A 16,674-nucleotide genomic window follows, 5' to 3' on the forward strand; every position below is an offset into this window, starting at 1 on the left:
GCGCGGTCGTGCGCGGAGCGGCAGCATCCGGCCGGTTGTCCGATACGAGGTGCTGACGGCGCATCAATGATGTGGCTAACATCACGTCCAACACGGCGATGGGGGCGTGGGGGTATCTCCTGTGCCTTGACGGCAACGGGGAGTTACGGAGGCTGACGGAATGCACAAGGTGTGTGTGATGGGAGTGCGCACGTCCTGGCGTACCGTCGCCGACGGTGAGTTCTTCTGCCCGGACTGCGGCGGCGACCGCAACTACCTCCGACGCACCGGCCACCGCCGCCTCACCCTCCTCGGCGTCCCGCTCCTCTCCCGCGGCCACACCGGCCCGGTGCTGGAGTGCTCCGCCTGCCACGGCCGCTTCGGCCTGGACGCCCTCGACCACCCCACCACCGTCCGCTTCTCCGCGATGCTGCGGGACGCCGTCCACACCGTCACGCTCGCACTGCTGGCCGCCGGCGGGACGTCCTCCCGCGCGGTCCGGGAGACCGCCGTGGACGCCGTCCGCACGGCCGGCTTCCCGGACTGCTCCGAGGACCAGCTGCTGACCCTCCTCGCCGCCCTCGCCGCCGACACCGGGCGGCTCACCGGCACCTACGACGCGGTGACCGGCGGCCACTGCGGCCACGCCGGCCTCGACCCGTGCGGCACCGCGCTGGCCATAGAGCTACACGAGACCCTGGAGCCGCTCGCCCCGCATCTCGCGCCGGCCGGGCGGGAGTCGCTGCTCCTCCAGGGCGCCCGGATCGCCCTCGCGGACGGCGCCTACACGCCGGCGGAGCGCGAGGTGCTCACCACGGTCGGCGGTGCGCTGACCCTCGGTCCGGCGGACACCGAGCGGCTGCTCGCCGCGGCGGCGCGCACGCCCTCGTAGGGTCCCGGGCTTCCTGGCCTCCTGGCGGGCGCCCTTCGCGGTGATCTTGATCGCGTAGGACTGCGGTGCCGAGACCCCGCAGGTGCCGTGGTCGTCGCAGAAGGTGGCCAGGGCGGTGAGCGTGGCGCGGCCGCCCGGCTCGGCGCCCGGCGTGGGCTTCAGGCGCATGGGCTTGCTCAGATACTCGCCCGGCATGAGGTCGGCGTAGCTGATGAACCGCCCTTTGTGCAGATCGACGGTGTGCCATGTGCCGCCCGCCGCGTTGTCGAAGAACTGGACGGTGACCGGCGCGGTGCCGGTGAGCGAGAGGGTGACGGCCGGCAGCGTGCCGTCCGTGGTGTTGCGGACGAATTCGGCGAAGCCGTGCCAGCCGGAGCCGACGGCCACGGTGCGGGGGAGGTCCAGGAGTGCGGTGCTGACGCCCGGAGTTCCGGTCGCGGCGGAGCTGCATCGGGAAATCCCTCTCGGTCCGGAGGCGGTTGCCGTTACCGACCGGTGAGGGGGCGGGAAGGTTGCGGCCCCCGTCGCCGCCGGGGCGGTGACGGGGGCCGTGAACTCCTCGGGCGCCAGCGGCGGTTACGCGTCCGCCGTCGGCGTCAGGCGTACCGGCAGGCCCCGCAGGCCGCCCGAGATGAAGCCGCCCGAGGGCTGCAACTCCTCTGCCGGCACGGCCAGTTCGAGCTCCGGAAAGCGCGCGAAGAGGGCCGGGAGGGCGATCCGGGCCTCCATGCGGGCCAGCGGGGCGCCCAGGCAGTGGTGCACGCCGTGGCCGAAGGCCAGGTGCTCCTGGACGCCGCGCCGGACGTCGAACGTGTCCGCCCCGGGGCCGTGGAACTCCGGGTCGCGGCCGGCGCCGGCGTACCCGGGGAGGATCGCGTCGCCCTTGCGGATGGTGATCCCGTCCGGCAGCTCGATGTCCGCCACCGCGAAGCGCAGCGGCAGGCTCGCGATGCTGGGGGCCCAGCGCAGCGTCTCCTCGATGACGTCGTTCCACGGCACCTGGCCCGACAGCACCAGCTTCAGCTGGTCGGGATGGGTGAGCAGGGCCGTCACCGCGTTGCCGATGAGGTCGACGGTGGTCTCGTGACCGGCGCCGATGACCAGCAGCAGGGTGTCCAGGAGCTCCTGCTCGGTCATCCGCTCGCCGTCGTCGTCCCGTGCGGAGACCAGCAGGCTGGTGAGGTCGTCCGCCGGCGCCTCGCGCTTGGCGGTGACCAGGCCGGTCAGCAGGGTGTGCACGGACGCGGCGGTGGCACCGGCCTGTTCCGGCGTGGCGGTGGTGTCCATGATCGCCTCGACCAGCCGGGCCAGTTCGGCGCGCGGCTCGCCCTCCGGGAAACCGAAGAGCTCGCAGATGACCTGCATGGGCAGCGGGTGGGCGAACACCTCGCGCAGGTCCACGACCGAGCCGGCCGGGTGGCCGGCGAGATCGTCCAGTAAGGCCTGGGTGATCCGCTCGACGCGCGGCAGCATGGCGTCCGTACGGCGGGCCGTGAACGCCGGCGCGATCAGCTTGCGCAGCCGGCGGTGGTCCGGGCCGTACGCGGTGAACATGTTGGTGACGCCGATCCACGACTGCAGCCAGCTGCCGCGGATCTCCTCGCGCTGCCAGGCCGGCCAGTGCTCGCGGGGGTTCTTCGAGACCCGGTCGTCGGTCAGCAGCGACTTGAGCAGGGCGTGGTGGGTGACCGCCCACGCCTCGATGCCGCCGGGCAGCTCGATCCGGGCCGCCGGGCCTATCGCGCGGAGGCGGGCTGCCTCTCCGTGGATATCGCTTCCGACCGGGTCGATGACGTAGGGCTGCTGTCCCTGTTGTGCCATGGAGTGGCTCCTGCCTGGTCGGGGGTGATGGGGGAGAAGCGGGCCGGCAGTGCGACCAGGGCCCGGTGGAAGGCGCCGTGCCGCCACTCCAACTCGCTTGCCGGTACGGCGAGTTCGATGTCGGAGAGCCAGGCGGTGAGCCGCTCGATCGCGGTGGTGGCGATCAGCAGCGCGTGCCGCTTCACGGGGCAGGCGTGCGGGCCGGCCGACCAGGACAGGTGCGAACCGCCGCCCGAGCCCGGTACCTCCAGCGAACTGGTGTCGAACTGGCTGTTGGCGGCCGCGTACGACACCATCACCAGCTGGCCCCGGCGCACCCAGGTGCCGTGGAAGAAGACGTCCCGGACCGGGAAGTGGGCGGAGTAGTTGGTCAGCGGCGGGTCGTTCCACAGCACCTCGTTGATGGCGTCCTGCGGGGTCAGGGCGCCACCGGTGAGGGTGTTGTAGTAGCGGTCGTCGGAGAGCATCCGCGACAGCGAGTTGCCGATGAGGTTGGCGAGCGGCTCGTTGCCCGCGCCCATCACCAGGATGATGTTGTGGATCAGTTCCTCGTCGGACAGCCCGTTGGGGTGGTCCATGAACCACGAGGTCAGGTCCGCGCCGCGCTGCGCCTTCTTCGACCCGACCAGCTCCATGATGTACGCGGTGTACGCCTCGTTGGCGGCCGCCGCCTCCTCGGGCGAGGTGCCCTCGATCATCCCGGCGAGGGCCTCGATGAGCCGGTCGCTGTAGGAGTCGGGCAGCCCGAAGAGGTTGTTGAACATCAGCAGCGGGATCAGCCGCGCGTAGTCGGCGATCAGATCGACCTCACCGCGGGCGCCGAACCGCTGGATCAGGGTGTCCGCGGCGTGGTGCACCCGGGCCCGCAGCTCGTGCGGTTCCACCAGCTTGAAGCTGTCGACGATGACGTCCCGGTAGCGGACGTGCGCCGGCCCGTCGCTGTAGAAGACGTTCGGCCGCCAGCCCAGCATCGGCAGGATCGGCGAGTCCGCCGGGATGGTCTGCATCCACTCCCGGGAGTCCTTCGACCAGGTCGTGTCGTCGTGCAGCAGGTCCAGCGCCGCGCGGTAGTCGGTGACCAGCATCGCGGTCACGTCGGGCGCGATCTCGACCGGCGCCAGCGCACCGTACTGCCGCAGCTGGGCGTAGCTGCGGGCCGGGTCGGCGGCGAACTCCGGTCCGTAGAGCTTCACCGGCTGGTGCGCGTCGGGCCGGGCCTGCGGGTACGCCATGGCCTGCTGCGGCGGGACCGCGGAGTGCGCCGGGCAGCCCGGTGGCGGTGCGGCGCCCTGCTGCGGTGGCAGCTTCCCCGGGCTCTCGGCTTCGCTGGAGCGGGGGAGACCCCATTCTTCCGGCTGGTGCGGGGAAGTCACGGGTTCGGGTTCTCCTCGGGAGTGTGGGCCAGGACGTGGCCGACGAGCGCGATCAGCGCGTCGACGGACTGGTCGCGGTCGCGGGCGTCGCACAGCACCAGCGGCGTTTCGGGGTGCAGGTCGAGCGCCTCGCGGAGCTTCTCGACGGAGTACTGGGGCGCGTCGGGGAAGGTGTTGACCGCGACCGCGTAGCGCAGCCCGGCCTCCTCCACGATGTCCATCACCTCGAAGGAGTCCGCCAGCCGGCGGGTGTCCGCGAGGACCAGGGCGCCCAGCGCGCCGCGGGCGATGTCCTGCCACAGGGGCCGAAAGCGCTTCTGCCCGGGCGTGCCGAACAGGTAGAGCACCAGGTCCCCGGGCAGCGTCAGCCGCCCGAAGTCGATCGCGACGGTGGTGGTGGTCTTCTCCCGTACGCCGGCGAGATCGTCGACGATCGCGCCGGACTGGGTCATGACCTCTTCGGTGTGCAGCGGCGGGGTCTCCGACAGCGCCCGGATGAGCGTCGTCTTGCCGACCCCGAACGGACCCGCGACCAGCAGCTTGACCAGGGTCTGGTTCTCGCCGGAGAGGTACATGTTGCCGGTGCCGGTACCCGTACCGGTCGCGCTGCTAGGACTTGAGAGAGCGGAGTCCATCGAGAACCCTCTCCAGAATCTGCCGGTCGAATTGCTCGGCTTCGGGGATGGGGACACGGGCGTGCAGCCGCCCGGCATCGACAAGGTCGGCCACCAGCACCTTCACCACGCTGACGGGCAGGTGAAGGTGGGCGGCGACCTCGGCCAGAGACAGCGCCCCGGGCTGCAGCAGCTCCAGGATGCGGTGCTCTTCCGGGCGTACCTCACTGGTGATCGGCATCCCCACGCTGTGCAGCAGGGTGAGCCGGTCCAACGTGTTGCGGCTGGGGCGGGCGCGTCCGCCGGTGGCCAGGTAGGCCGGGACGAGGCGCCTGCCGCTGCTCTGGCGGGGCGTCATGCCGGGTTACCGAGGTCCCGGGCCGGGCTGTTCATCACCTTGCTGCCCAGCGTCGTCACCTGGATCTGCATGTGGTGCGCGACGACTCCCATGTTCACCTCCGGGTCGGCGAAGACGGCCAGGCAGGTGTTCTCGCCGGCCGGTATCGCGAAGACGAAGCCCTCGTCGGACTCGATGACGGTCTGCCGCAGCCGGGTGTCGTCCTTCTCGGCGAACGCGGCGGTGACGGCGCGTGCGGCGCCCTGGAGCGCGGACATCATCGCGGCGACACCCTCGCCGGCCTCCCGGGACAGACCCGGCGAGGCACCCTCGATGAAGCCGTCACCGGAGATCACGGCTGCGTGGATAACATGCGGCAACTCCAAGAGCGGCGCCAGCACCCAGGACTTGTCCTCGGCGACACGGCGGCGGGTGGGGCTGTTCATGACTGGGCGTTCCCTTCGGGACTGCGAGGGGGTTCTGACTGGGCGGCTGCCCGGCCGGTTTCGGTGCCCCGCTGGAGGGCGGCCCACCGGGATCCGGTCTCCTCCGGGGAGCGCGGGGGAATCGGTTCGGTGCGCGGGGCCTGCTCGGCCTCCGACACGGGCTTGCGGCGGCGCCGGCGCGGCAGTTCGCCCTCGGCGGCCGGCGCGTCGTACGAGGCGTGCACGGCGGGCGCGGCGGGCGCCGCGGGGGCGGCCGGCGCGGCGGGGGCGGCCGGTGCGGGAGTCGGCTGACCGGCGGAGGACGCTGCCGAGGAGGGCGCCGCCCCGGTCGGCAGGGCGGAGGAGGATCGTTCCGTCATCCCGGAACGGTGCGGCAGCGGAGCCATCACGGACATGGGCTGGGCACTCTCGTCGAGGACGGTGAGGAGGGGGTCACCCGGGATGTACACCACGGCCCGCACGCCGCCGTACGGCGACGGCTCGACGTGCACCCCGAAGCCGTACTGGCGCACCAGCTGGCCGGCCGCGGCGAAACCGGACCGCGGCGGGTCGCCGAGCTGGGTCAGCAGCAGATCGCCGTCGCCCGCCAGCAGCTCCATCGCCGCCTTGATCTCGTCGTCGTGCATGCCGACGCCGTAGTCGTCGATGATCACCGAGGCGCCGCGGTTGCCCTGCTGGAGGGTGATCGTCACCGGCAGCTCCCGGTGCGAGTGGTGCAGCGCGTTGGCCAGCAGCTCGGTGACGGTGATCGCGATCGGCTCGACGGCTCGCGCGACGACCGCGATCGGGTCCCGCAGCTGGTTGCTGATCTGCACGCGCTCGTAGCCGCGCAGCCGGGACATGGCGCCCACGACCAGCTCGGCCAGGTACGAGTCCTCGCGGGTCAGGCCCGGCCAGGCGCCGCAGACGACGCCGGTGGCCTGCACACGCCGCAGCGCCTGCTCGTTGAGGAAGTCCGCGTTCAGCAGGGCCTGCGCGATCTCCGGGTCGTCGTAGCGGTGCTGCATCTCCTGCAGCGCCGTCTGCAGGCGGTACAGCAGCGCCTGGATGGTGGTGGTCGCGCCGCGGAGTGCCGACTGCGCGGCCGCGTCGACGCGCGTGCGCTCCTTGGTGATGGCCTCGCTGACCTGCTCCAGTACGGCGCCGAGCGCCTCGTCCGTCTCCGACCCGGCGAACCGGGCGTCGAGCAGACCGTGCACCGGCACGTGCGGGTGGGCCAGCGCCATCGTCAGGTCGGGGAGCCGGGTACCGGCCAGGTGCCGGATCTCGGCCTCGGTGGCGCGCAGCCGGGCCGACAGCTCCGTATTGCTGTGGAGCGTGGCGCTGTTCTGTTCCTCAGCGGCGGCCAGGCGCGCTCTCAGGGCCTTGCGCTGTCCGCTGGCCCGGACCGAGAACGCCGCCAGGACCACGGCGGCGGCCGTACCTGCGCTGAGGCACCACAACAGCGCCTCCGGTATGGATGTCATCGAGATCCTCATGTGGGGTACTGACTGGGTCGGCCGGCCATCACGGCGACGTGGTGCCGATCATCACGGGATGCTACCGGGGAGTTGACGTGCCGTGAGGGCCGATCCCAAGGGGCGACTGAGAAGTACGGAAGGTCACCTTCCGCCCGCGATGACCGGACGATAACGTGATGCGGCCCCGTCATCCAGGGAAGATGGCGGGGCCGGTGTGTGCCTGTTGTGTGCCCTTGGTGAAAGCCGGTCAGGCGTTCCGGAATTGCGCGTTCTTGACGGTCGCTATGAAAGTGGACCAAGCGCCCGCGGGCACTATCAGGGCGGGGCCCTGGGGGGTCTTGCTGTCGCGGACGGGGACCACTCCGGGGAAGTCGTCGGCGACTTCGACGCAGCTGCCGCCGTTGGTGTCGCTGTAGCTGCTCTTGCGCCACCGAGCACTGCTCAGGTCGTACTCGCGCATCGTCTGTAGTCCTCTACCATCGACTCGATCAAGGGCAGGGACGCCTCCGGCGACAGCGCGGCGGCCCTTGCCAGATCGTAGCTCTGCTGTACGTGCCTCACTACGGCCGGATCGTCCAGCAGATTCCCCGAATACACGCCCTCTGTATAGGCGGTTGGCGGCGCGTCCTCGAACTCCATGAGCGTCACCATCTTGCCGATGAAGGAAAATGCGCCGGCCGCGAACGGAAGTACCTGCACCAGGATCTTGCGGTCGCGGACGAGTCGCGCAATGTGCTCCAACTGCTCGGCCATAACGGCCGGGCCTCCCACTGGCACGCGCAGTACCGCTTCGTGCAGGACGGCCCAATACGCCGGACGATCAGCGGGCTTGAGGACCGCCGCCCGGTCGAGTCGGGCGCGGACTTTTTCCTCGATGTGCTCGTCCGACGCCAATGGATTGCCCGCGAGCATCAACGCCCGCGCATAAGCCGACGTCTGCAGCAGTCCCGGCACGATCATCGACTCGAACTCACAGATCTTCGTAGCCAGCCGTTCCAGATCCGCCGCTGCCGCGAAGTAGGAGGCATACGGCGAAGCCTCCAGCAGTTTTCGGTAAAGGCGCTCGAAAAGCCGTCCGTCTTCAGTGCCTCGTCGATCTGGATCGCCATTTCCAGGCGCGGCCGGCGTTCCGCGGACTCGAACCTGCAGACCAGTGCGCGGGACGCGAACAGCCTCCGCCCCAGTTCTGCCTGACTCAGACCGGCCGCCTCCCGGCGGTTCGTGAGTTCCGAGCCCCAGAATTCCCAGCCGACCTGCTGCGAAGCGTTGGCCATGGCCCACCCCTCTTGCTGTGCTGTGTTGCCGTACCGCTCTTTCCGTCACAGACTAGTTCCGGAGCGTTACCACGCGGGTGCGAACGGTGAACCCGACCGACCCCCTCTCCGCATGCGCCAGAATGGGCGCCATGAGTCTGTTCCGCGACGACGGCATCGTGCTGCGCACCCAGAAGCTGGGTGAGGCGGACCGGATCATCACGCTGCTCACCCGCGGCCACGGCCGGGTCCGTGCCGTGGCCCGGGGCGTGCGGCGGACGAAGTCGAAGTTCGGGGCGCGGCTGGAGCCGTTCTCGCACGTGGACGTGCAGTTCTACGCCCGCGGCAGCGAGCTCGTCGGGCGCGGGCTGCCGCTGTGTACGCAGAGCGAGACGATCGCCGCGTACGGCGGCGGCATCGTCACGGACTACGCCCGCTACACCGCCGGCACGGCCATGCTGGAGACCGCCGAGCGGTTCACCGACCACGAGGGCGAGCCGGCCGTCCAGCAGTACCTGCTGCTGGTCGGCGGGCTGCGGACGCTCGCGCGCGGGGAGCACGCGCCGCACCTCGTGCTCGACGCGTTCCTGCTGCGCTCGCTGGCCGTGAACGGTTACGCGCCGAGTTTCGACAGCTGCGCGCGGTGCGGGATGCCGGGCCCGAACCGGTTCTTCTCGGTCGCGTCGGGCGGGGTGATCTGCGGCGAGTGCCGGGTGCCCGGGAGCGTCGTACCCTCCTCGGAGGCGATCGGGCTCCTGAGCGCGCTGCTGACCGGCGACTGGGATACCGCGGACGCCTGCGAGGCCCGGCACGCGCGGGAGGGCAGCGGGCTGGTCACGGCCTATTTGCACTGGCACCTGGAGCGGGGCCTGCGCTCCCTGAGGTATGTAGAGCAGTAGGGCAGCAGGCGCGGTGGCGCAGTGGTCACCCGCGCACAACGACAATCCTCGAAGCGACACAGCGACACAGCGACACATAGGAGACGTGGGCCGCATGGCACGACGCGGGATTCTGGGCCGTAACCGACGCGAGTACGTCACGCCCGAGCCGCACCCTTCCGGCGCGCGGCCGCCGAAGATCCCCGGGGAGCTCGTCCCGAACCATGTGGCCGTGGTCATGGACGGCAACGGCCGGTGGGCGAAGGAGCGGGGCCTGCCGCGCACCGAGGGCCACAAGGTCGGCGAGGGCGTCGTGCTGGACGTCCTCAAGGGCTGCATCGAAATGGGCGTGAAGAACCTTTCGCTCTACGCCTTCTCCACCGAGAACTGGAAGCGGTCGCCGGACGAGGTGAAGTTCCTGATGAACTTCAACCGCGATGTCATCCGGCGGCGGCGCGACGAAATGGACGCGCTCGGTATTCGTATCCGGTGGGTCGGGCGGATGCCGAAGCTGTGGAAGTCCGTGGTGCAGGAGCTCCAGATCGCCCAGGAGCAGACCAAGAACAACGACGCGATGACGCTGTATTTCTGCGTGAATTACGGCGGTCGGGCGGAGATCGCGGACGCCGCGGCGGCCATCGCCCGGGACGTGCGGGCCGGGAAGCTGGACCCGTCGAAGGTCAACGAGAAGACCGTCGCGAAGTACATGTACTACCCGGACATGCCGGACGTGGATCTCTTCGTGCGGCCGTCCGGTGAGCAGCGCACCTCGAACTACCTGATCTGGCAGAGCGCGTACGCCGAGATGGTCTTCCAGGACATCCTGTGGCCGGACTTCGACCGGCGGAACCTGTGGGACGCGTGCCTGGAGTACGCCAAGCGGGACCGGCGGTTCGGTGCCGCGCCGGTGGCGGAGGGCGAGTCCGCGACGTGACGGCCTGAGACGGGGCGGCCCGGCTTCCTTCCTGTGCTCCAGGAAGGAAGCCGGGCCGTACGCTTGGGATCGCAGGCGAACTGCGCCTCCCTGACGGCCGGTTCGCCGCCGGACGGGGCGGCGGTGATCCGCACCATCCGGTGGTTCTTGGCGAGCTTGCGGGGGGTTCTCCTGTGCGGGGACACAGGGGAGACGCCCCCGGAGGCTCCTGAAGGCCGTCTAGAGGCCGTTGCGGCGGTAGGGCACGTACGGCTGGCCGATCGACCTCTCGTGCGCCGCGTCGCCCGAGTAGTACGGGTACGGGATGACGTGCGAGACGGTGCCCTGGGAGCCGTTGTCCTCCAGGGCGATGTACTTGGTGTGGGCCTCGTCGGCCCAGCCGCCGAAGAGGACGGTGTGGTCGCCGGCGATCAGGGCGTCGCCCGGCTGCAGGTCGTCCTTGGTGATGGCGTGGGCGGTGTTGCCGCCCATCAGGCCGTAGGTGTTCAGGCCCGGGGGTTCCAGGCCCCAGGCGGCGGAGACGAAGCCGGAGCAGTCGTCGCGGTAGCCGTTGGTGGTGGCCGACTGGCTGTAGCCGATGCGGTGGTTCACCCGCTCCAGGGCCCGGTCGATGATGTCCTTGCGCTCCTTGGGAAGCCCGGAGGTGTCGGGGGCGTCCTGCACGCCGGCGCCGGTGGTGGTGTGGTGCTTGCCCGGCGACCAGGCGTCCCAGTCGCCCTTGGTCTCCCACTTGCCGTCGCCGTGGCCCTGGGTGGGCGCCGGGCCGCCGGTGCCGCCACCGCCGTGGCCGCCGCCGCTCGCGCCGCCGCCCCCTCCGCCGCCACCGGAGCCGGAGCCGCCACCGGCGCCGTGCGAGCCGGTCCGCGGAGACTTGGGCGCGTCGTGGTGCTTGCCGTCCTTGATCTTCTTGAGGTCTTCCTCGATCTTCTTCTCGTTGGCCTCGTACTCGGCCTTGACCTTCTTGATCTTGTCGGCGTCCGCCGCGAGCCCGTCGAGCAGCTGGGACTTGGCCGCCGCGAGGCGCCGGCAGAGCTCGGCGATGTCCTGCACGTCGGCCTGCACCTGATAGGCGATGCCGAAGCCGGGAAGGGACGCGAGGGGCGCGGTCGCGAGGTCGATGCTCGCCGCCGTCGCCATGGTGTCCTTGACCTCACACAGCCGCCGGTGCAGCTCCAGCATCTTCTCGGCCGCCGAGCGCCAGTCCTTCTCGATGGTGTTGAGCTCCGCCATCTCGACACCGAACGTGTCGCCTGCCATCCGTACAACCCCCCGTGTTGTCGTGGCTCGTCAGTAGACCTGGGACAGCCGGGTGACGGCCTGGCCCAGCGTGGTGAGATCGTCGGAGATCGCGTTCATCTCCTTGACGCGGCCGTGCGCGACGGTGACGAAGGCGTCGGACGCCGGGCCGTGCCAGGTCAGCTTTCCGAGCGCGGTGTTGACCTCCTTGGTCAACCCGTCCAGCTCCTTGCTGAGCTTGTCCAGCTCGGCCGCGATCTTCTGCAGGTCCGCGTCACCGCCGCCGAACATCTGGGTCAGCACCCAGTGGGCGATCTCGGCGGGCGCCATCATGACGTCCTTGCCGACCTCGACCACGTCGCCGACGAGCTGCTTGCCGTCTTCCCAGAGATCCCCGAGACCCATTACTACCCCCCCGTGTGGGCGCGAGCACCGCGCCGATAGCCAACCGAGGCTACCACTAGCGTGTACCTGTCACCTATGCGCAAGACGAAGAGGCCGCCTCCGATCAACTCGGCGGCGACCCCGGCGTATTCGCAGCTCAGGCGGCTACTTCTCCGCGGCGGCCCGCTCCGCGCACTCGCCGCACGTACCGAAGATCTCGATCGTGTGCGCCACGTCCCGGAAGCCGTGCTCGGCGGCGATCTGGTCGGCCCACTTCTCCACCGCGGGGCCCTCGACCTCGACGGCCTTGCCGCAGCTCCGGCAGACGAGGTGGTGGTGATGGTCGTCGGTGCTGCACCGGCGGTAGACCGCCTCGCCCTCGCTGGTGCGCAGCACGTCGACCTCGCCGGCGTCGGCGAGCGACTGCAGCGTCCGGTAGACGGTGGTCAGCCCGACCGAGTCGCCCCGGTGCTTGAGCATGTCGTGCAGCTCCTGGGCACTGCGGAACTCGTCCACCTCGTCGAGTGCGGCGGACACCGCGGTCCGCTGCCGCGTCGACCGGCCGCGTACCGGAGATCCCGCGCTCGTCGCCACCGTTGCCTCCCTTAGGACGTCAGGTCTTCCCCCTGCGCATGCGTCCCGCCATTGTGCCAGGTGATGACCGGCGCCCTGGTGGGACGCTTACTTGCGTGCGGCTATCCGGCCACGCTCACATCGTCCGGGGCGGAGCGGCCGGCGGGTACCTCCAGGGTGCACCCCGCATCGGGCTGTGCGGCAGCCCTGGCGCGCTTTTTCGCGAGCGGCGTGGCGAGCGCGGTCAGCACGACGAACAGGCCGATGGCGAACAGCACGATCGTGGCACCGGACGGGACGTCCACGTAGTACGAGGTGGTGGTGCCCGTAAGGGTGACCGCGACACCGATCGCGACGGCAACCGAGAAGGTGACCGCGAAGCTGCGGCTGATCTGCTGGGCGGCCGCGACCGGGATCACCATCAGGGCGCTGACCAGCAGCAGTCCGACCACCCGCATGGCGACGGTGACGGTGACCGCGGCGGTGACCGCGATCAGCAGGTTCAGCAGCCGGACCGGCAGACCGGTCACCCGCGCGAACTCCTCGTCCTGGCAGACCGCGAACAGCTGGCGGCGCAGCCCGACGGTGATCGCCAGGACCAGCGCGGCGAGCACGTAGATCGTCGTCATGTCCTGCGGCGAGACGGTCGTGATCGAGCCGAAGAGGTACGTGCCGAGGTTCGCGTTGGAGCCGGCGTCGGAGAGGTTCATCAGCATCACGCCGCCCGCCATGCCGCCGTAGAACAGCATGGCCAGCGCGAGGTCGCCGCGGGTCTTGCCGTACCAGCGGATCAGCTCCATGACGACCGAGCCGGCGACCGCGACGGCGGTGGCGACCCAGACCGGGCTCTGGTTGAGCAGGAAACCCAGCCCGACGCCGGTGAGCGCGACATGGCCGATTCCGTCGCCCATCAGGGCCTGGCGGCGCTGGACGAGGTAGATGCCGATGGCGGGCGCGGTGATGCCGACGATCAGGGCGGCGATCAGGGCCCGCTGCATGAAGGCGTAGTTCAGGATGTCCATCAGGTGAGCAACCCCGTCCGGATCGGTTCCGCGGCCGCGTCGGCGTGCGGGTGGACATGGTCGTGGCCCGGGAGGGCGTGCTGGCCCACGGCCTCGGGCGGCGGGCCGTCGTGGACGACGCAGCCGTCGCGCAGCACCACCGCGCGGTCGATCAGCGGCTCCAGCGGGCCGAGCTCGTGCAGGACGAGCAGGACGGTGGTGCCGCGGGCGACCTGCTCGCGCAGGGCGGCGGCGAGCACCTCCTGGCTGGCGAGGTCGACACCGGCCATCGGCTCGTCCATGATCAGCAGTTCCGGTTCGCCGGCCAGCGCCCGGGCTATCAGCACCCGCTGGTGCTGCCCGCCGGAGAGCGCGTTGACCGAGTCCTTGGCGCGGTCGGCCATGCCGACCAGCTCCAGCGCGTGGTGCACCGCGGCCCGGTCGGCCTTGCGCAGCACGCCCAGCTTCGTACGGGCCAGCCGGCCGGCCGTGACGACCTCGCGGACGGTGGCGGGCACCCCGCCGGCCGCGGTGGTGCGCTGCGGGACGTATCCGACCCGGGCCCAGGCCCGGAAGCGGCGGAACTCCGTGCCGAACAGGGACAGCGAGCCGCCGCTGAGCGGGACCTGGCCGATCACCGACCGGACGGCGGTGGACTTGCCGGAGCCGTTCGCGCCGAGCAGCGCGACGACCTCGCCGGAGCGCACCGTCAGGTCGACGCCCCGCAGCACGGGGCGGGCGCCCAGTGATGCGGTGGCGCCGCGCAGGTCGATGACCGGCTCGGGGAGCGGATCCTTCACGGTGACCTCCGTGGGGTGCGGGGCGGGGTGGTCGGTGCGTTCACTTGCTGCCGAGCGCCTTCTGCAGCGCCGCGAGGTTGGCGCGCTGCACGCCGAAGTAGTCCTTGCCGCGGGACTTGGCGGTGATCCCTTCCAGCGGGTCGAGGACGTCGGTCTTCAGGTGGAGGTCGCCGGCCAGGGCCTTGGCGGTGGCCGGGTTGGCGATCGTCTCGAAGAAGACCGTGGAGACGTGGTGCTCGGTGGCGAGGGTGTGCAGGGCCTTGATGCGGTGCGCGCTGGGCTCGGACTCGGGATCGAGGCCGCTGATGGCCTCCTCGGTCAGGCCGTAGCGCTCGGCGAGGTAGCCGAAGGCCGCGTGGGTGGTGAGGAAGGTGTCCGAGGCCCGGTTCTTCAGGCCGGCCTTGAACTCCGTGTCCAGCCCGGTGAGCTTCTTCACCAGGGCGTCGGTGTTCTTCTGGTAGTCGGCCTTGTGCTTCGGGTCGGCCTTGGCCAGGGTCTTGTTGACGCCCTTGGCGACCTCGGCGTACTTCACCGGGTCGAGCCAGATGTGCGGGTCGTTGCCGCCCTCGGCGTCGGAGTGCGAGTGGTTGTCGCCGGTGGTGTGGTGGTGGCCGTCGACCTCGGTGCCGTGCTTTTCGAGGGAGGTCAGGGCGGCGGCGTCGGCGATGTTCTTGACGCCGGACTGGGCGATCGCCTCGTCCACGGCGGGCTGCAGGCCCTTGAGGTAGACGACCGCGCCGGACTCGCCGAGCTGGGCGGTCTGCTTGGCGGTGAGCTCCAGGTCGTGCGGCTCGACGCCCGGCTTGGTGAGGTCGGTCACCTCGACGTGCTTCCCGCCGATCTGCTCGGCGAGGAATTCCATGGGATAGAAGGACGCTGTCACCTTCAGCCTGCCATCGGCCGTCTTGCCGCTGGCGGTGGGGGCGCAGCCGGTGAGGGCCAGCAGGCCGAGCCCGGCGGCTCCGGCGACCGCGGCGGTGGCGAGGTGACGACGTATGTTCATGACACTCATTTTCAACAAACCTGGAAACGATTGTCAATAAACCTCGGGCCGGTGTGAGCGGGCCGACAGTGGCCGGGAACCGATTTGGTCCCGGGGCGGCGCCCGCCGGTACCCTGAACTATTCGCCCAGCCGTCTTGCGACCTGCACCCCCGACGAGACGCGAGGGCGCCGCCCAATTCATCGTTCGTCGTCGTAATGAAGAGAGCACCGTGGCCGCCGACAAGATCGATACCATCGTCAGCCTGAGCAAGCGCCGTGGCTTCGTTTACCCCTGCAGTGAGATCTACGGCGGCTCCCGGGCTGCCTGGGACTACGGTCCGCTGGGCGTCGAGCTCAAGGAGAACATCAAGCGGCAGTGGTGGCGCGCCATGGTCACCTCGCGCGAGGACGTCGTCGGCATCGACTCGTCGGTGATCCTGGCGCCCGAGGTGTGGCAGGCGTCCGGCCACGTCGCCACCTTCACCGACCCGCTCACCGAGTGCACCTCCTGCCACAAGCGCTTCCGCGCCGACCACCTGGAGGAGGCGTACGAGGCCAAGCACGGCAAGCTGCCCGAGAACGGCCTCGCGGACATCAACTGCCCGCACTGCGGCAACAAGGGCGGCTTCACCGAGCCCAAGCAGTTCTCCGGCCTGCTCTCCACCCACCTCGGCCCGTCCCAGGACACCGCCTCGGTCGCCTACCTGCGCCCCGAGACCGCCCAGGGCATCTTCACCAACTTCGCCCAGGTCCAGCAGACCTCGCGCAAGAAGCCCCCGTTCGGCATCGCGCAGATGGGCAAGTCCTTCCGGAACGAGATCACTCCGGGCAACTTCATCTTCCGCACCCGCGAGTTCGAGCAGATGGAGATGGAGTTCTTCGTCAAGCCGGGCGAGGACGAGCAGTGGCACGAGTACTGGATGGAGCAGCGCTGGAACTGGTACCGCGACCTGGGCCTGCGCGAGGAGAACATCCGGTGGTACGAGCACCCGAAGGAGAAGCTCTCCCACTACTCCAAGCGCACCGCTGACATCGAGTACCGCTTCAACTTCGGCGGCACCGAGTTCTCCGAGCTGGAGGGCGTGGCCAACCGCACCGACTACGACCTGGGCGCGCACTCCAAGGCGTCCGGCCAGGACCTGTCGTACTTCGACCAGGAGGCCGGCGAGCGCTGGACCCCCTACGTCATCGAGCCGGCGGCCGGTGTGAACCGCGCGATGCTCGCCTTCATGCTCGACGCCTACGTCGAGGACGAGGCGCCCAACGCCAAGGGCAAGATGGAGAAGCGCACGGTCATGCGCCTCGACCCGCGCCTGGCGCCGGTCAAGGTCGCGGTGCTGCCGCTGTCCCGCAACCCGCAGCTCTCCCCGAAGGCCAAGGGCCTCGCCGCAGACCTGCGGAAGAACTGGAACATCGAGTTCGACGACGCGGGCGCCATCGGCCGCCGCTACCGCCGCCAGGACGAGATCGGCACCCCGTTCTGCGTCACCGTCGACTTCGACACCCTCGACGACAACGCGGTCACCGTCCGCGAGCGCGACACCATGAAGCAGGAGCGCGTCAGCCTGGACCAGATCCAGCCGTACCTGGCCGCGCGTCTGCTGGGCTGCTGAGTCGGCCATCGGGTAGCTGCTGAGGCAGCTGCCTGGTGAACGAGGGGGGCGGGTACCGGAATGGGACCCGCCCCCCCGGTGTTTGACTTTTTGGCAT

At 70.3% G+C, this 16,674-nt stretch carries 17 protein-coding genes and 1 pseudogene; 4 read left to right on the forward strand and 14 right to left on the reverse strand.

The annotated features are described in order from the left end of the window. Positions 1-160 precede the first annotated feature (160 nt). Positions 161-871, forward strand: a complete 711-nt coding sequence (locus tag V2J85_RS14075) for a TerB family tellurite resistance protein (RefSeq protein WP_261951554.1) — start codon at positions 161-163, stop codon at positions 869-871. Positions 872-1,447: 576 nt separating this feature from the next. On the opposite strand, the gene V2J85_RS14080 is transcribed toward V2J85_RS14075, so the two are convergent. The 8 genes and pseudogenes from V2J85_RS14080 to V2J85_RS14115 all read right to left on the reverse strand — a co-directional run bounded on the left by V2J85_RS14080 (position 1,448) and on the right by V2J85_RS14115 (position 8,196). Further along, positions 1,448-2,692 carry a cytochrome P450 family protein gene (locus tag V2J85_RS14080; RefSeq protein WP_261951556.1) on the reverse strand — a complete coding sequence of 415 codons (1,245 nt, stop codon included), beginning with the start codon at positions 2,690-2,692 and terminating at the stop codon, positions 1,448-1,450. Continuing rightward, complete coding sequence (locus tag V2J85_RS14085; protein WP_410011144.1) at positions 2,608-4,065, reverse strand: cytochrome P450; 1,458 nt, start codon at positions 4,063-4,065, stop codon at positions 2,608-2,610. Before V2J85_RS14085 ends, V2J85_RS14080 begins: the two co-directional genes overlap by 85 nt. Then, entirely contained in the window at positions 4,062-4,640 is a 579-nt protein-coding gene (locus V2J85_RS14090) for a GTP-binding protein (RefSeq protein ID WP_078872263.1), read from the reverse strand. Before V2J85_RS14090 ends, V2J85_RS14085 begins: the two co-directional genes overlap by 4 nt. A gap of 34 nt (positions 4,641-4,674) precedes the next feature. Next, positions 4,675-5,037 (reverse strand): DUF742 domain-containing protein, encoded by a 363-nt coding sequence (locus V2J85_RS14095; protein WP_030413708.1) that lies wholly within the window; start codon positions 5,035-5,037, stop codon positions 4,675-4,677. Further along, positions 5,034-5,462 (reverse strand): roadblock/LC7 domain-containing protein, encoded by a 429-nt coding sequence (locus V2J85_RS14100; RefSeq protein ID WP_261951557.1) that lies wholly within the window; start codon positions 5,460-5,462, stop codon positions 5,034-5,036. Before V2J85_RS14100 ends, V2J85_RS14095 begins: the two co-directional genes overlap by 4 nt. Beyond that, positions 5,459-6,928: an ATP-binding protein gene (locus V2J85_RS14105; RefSeq protein WP_330821751.1), complete on the reverse strand. Its 1,470-nt coding sequence runs from the start codon at positions 6,926-6,928 to the stop codon at positions 5,459-5,461. The genes V2J85_RS14100 and V2J85_RS14105 overlap by 4 nt, the downstream gene beginning before the upstream one ends. Positions 6,929-7,169: 241 nt before the next feature. Then, positions 7,170-7,382, reverse strand: coding sequence for a DUF397 domain-containing protein (locus V2J85_RS14110; RefSeq protein ID WP_261951559.1), 213 nt, complete (start codon positions 7,380-7,382; stop codon positions 7,170-7,172). Then, positions 7,364-8,196 (reverse strand): annotated as a pseudogene (locus V2J85_RS14115) (helix-turn-helix domain-containing protein). Before V2J85_RS14115 ends, V2J85_RS14110 begins: the two are co-directional and overlap by 19 nt. Positions 8,197-8,327: 131 nt before the next feature. On the opposite strand from V2J85_RS14115, the gene recO reads away from it, so the two are divergent. Further along, positions 8,328-9,074, forward strand: a complete 747-nt coding sequence (recO, locus tag V2J85_RS14120; RefSeq protein WP_330821752.1) for a DNA repair protein RecO — start codon at positions 8,328-8,330, stop codon at positions 9,072-9,074. A 94-nt stretch (positions 9,075-9,168) separates the two neighbouring features. Beyond that, positions 9,169-9,987 (forward strand): isoprenyl transferase, encoded by an 819-nt coding sequence (locus V2J85_RS14125; protein ID WP_261951562.1) that lies wholly within the window; start codon positions 9,169-9,171, stop codon positions 9,985-9,987. Positions 9,988-10,206: 219 nt separating this feature from the next. On the opposite strand, the gene V2J85_RS14130 is transcribed toward V2J85_RS14125, so the two are convergent. The 6 genes from V2J85_RS14130 to V2J85_RS14155 form a co-directional block, all read right to left on the reverse strand. Beyond that, positions 10,207-11,244: an NlpC/P60 family protein gene (locus V2J85_RS14130; protein WP_330821753.1), complete on the reverse strand. Its 1,038-nt coding sequence runs from the start codon at positions 11,242-11,244 to the stop codon at positions 10,207-10,209. Positions 11,245-11,274: 30 nt separating this feature from the next. Continuing rightward, positions 11,275-11,628 (reverse strand): WXG100 family type VII secretion target, encoded by a 354-nt coding sequence (locus tag V2J85_RS14135; RefSeq protein ID WP_261951564.1) that lies wholly within the window; start codon positions 11,626-11,628, stop codon positions 11,275-11,277. A gap of 144 nt (positions 11,629-11,772) precedes the next feature. Next, positions 11,773-12,201: a Fur family transcriptional regulator gene (locus tag V2J85_RS14140; RefSeq protein ID WP_261951565.1), complete on the reverse strand. Its 429-nt coding sequence runs from the start codon at positions 12,199-12,201 to the stop codon at positions 11,773-11,775. Positions 12,202-12,302: 101 nt separating this feature from the next. After that, a complete protein-coding gene (locus V2J85_RS14145) occupies positions 12,303-13,202 on the reverse strand; it encodes a metal ABC transporter permease (RefSeq protein ID WP_261951566.1) in 900 nt (299 codons plus the stop codon). Then, complete coding sequence (locus tag V2J85_RS14150; RefSeq protein ID WP_330821754.1) at positions 13,202-13,981, reverse strand: metal ABC transporter ATP-binding protein; 780 nt, start codon at positions 13,979-13,981, stop codon at positions 13,202-13,204. Before V2J85_RS14150 ends, V2J85_RS14145 begins: the two co-directional genes overlap by 1 nt. A gap of 40 nt (positions 13,982-14,021) precedes the next feature. Further along, complete coding sequence (locus tag V2J85_RS14155) at positions 14,022-14,984, reverse strand: metal ABC transporter substrate-binding protein (RefSeq protein ID WP_330821755.1); 963 nt, start codon at positions 14,982-14,984, stop codon at positions 14,022-14,024. A gap of 210 nt (positions 14,985-15,194) precedes the next feature. Here V2J85_RS14155 and V2J85_RS14160 point away from each other — a divergent pair, with 210 nt between their 5' ends. Next, a complete protein-coding gene (locus V2J85_RS14160) occupies positions 15,195-16,577 on the forward strand; it encodes a glycine--tRNA ligase (protein ID WP_261951569.1) in 1,383 nt (460 codons plus the stop codon). The last annotated feature ends 97 nt before the right edge of the window (positions 16,578-16,674 follow it).

Source organism: Streptomyces bugieae (assembly GCF_036352915.1).
In the GTDB taxonomy this organism is placed as follows: domain Bacteria; phylum Actinomycetota; class Actinomycetes; order Streptomycetales; family Streptomycetaceae; genus Streptomyces; species Streptomyces endophytica.

Bases quoted from the DNA above. Each gene is read 5' to 3' on its own strand.
- V2J85_RS14145 (WP_261951566.1), bottom strand. From the start codon at position 13,202: ATGGACATCCTGAACTACGCCTTCATGCAGCGGGCCCTGATCGCCGCC.
- recO (WP_330821752.1), top strand. From the start codon at position 8,328: ATGAGTCTGTTCCGCGACGACGGCATCGTGCTGCGCACCCAGAAGCTG.
- V2J85_RS14095 (WP_030413708.1), bottom strand. From the start codon at position 5,037: ATGACGCCCCGCCAGAGCAGCGGCAGGCGCCTCGTCCCGGCCTACCTG.
- V2J85_RS14130 (WP_330821753.1), bottom strand. From the start codon at position 11,244: ATGGCAGGCGACACGTTCGGTGTCGAGATGGCGGAGCTCAACACCATC.
- V2J85_RS14090 (WP_078872263.1), bottom strand. From the start codon at position 4,640: ATGTACCTCTCCGGCGAGAACCAGACCCTGGTCAAGCTGCTGGTCGCG.
- V2J85_RS14080 (WP_261951556.1), bottom strand. From the start codon at position 2,692: ATGGCACAACAGGGACAGCAGCCCTACGTCATCGACCCGGTCGGAAGC.
- V2J85_RS14110 (WP_261951559.1), bottom strand. From the start codon at position 7,382: ATGCGCGAGTACGACCTGAGCAGTGCTCGGTGGCGCAAGAGCAGCTAC.
- V2J85_RS14125 (WP_261951562.1), top strand. From the start codon at position 9,169: ATGGCACGACGCGGGATTCTGGGCCGTAACCGACGCGAGTACGTCACG.
- V2J85_RS14075 (WP_261951554.1), top strand. From the start codon at position 161: ATGCACAAGGTGTGTGTGATGGGAGTGCGCACGTCCTGGCGTACCGTC.
- V2J85_RS14155 (WP_330821755.1), bottom strand. From the start codon at position 14,984: ATGAACATACGTCGTCACCTCGCCACCGCCGCGGTCGCCGGAGCCGCC.
- V2J85_RS14135 (WP_261951564.1), bottom strand. From the start codon at position 11,628: ATGGGTCTCGGGGATCTCTGGGAAGACGGCAAGCAGCTCGTCGGCGAC.
- V2J85_RS14105 (WP_330821751.1), bottom strand. From the start codon at position 6,928: ATGACATCCATACCGGAGGCGCTGTTGTGGTGCCTCAGCGCAGGTACG.
- V2J85_RS14100 (WP_261951557.1), bottom strand. From the start codon at position 5,462: ATGAACAGCCCCACCCGCCGCCGTGTCGCCGAGGACAAGTCCTGGGTG.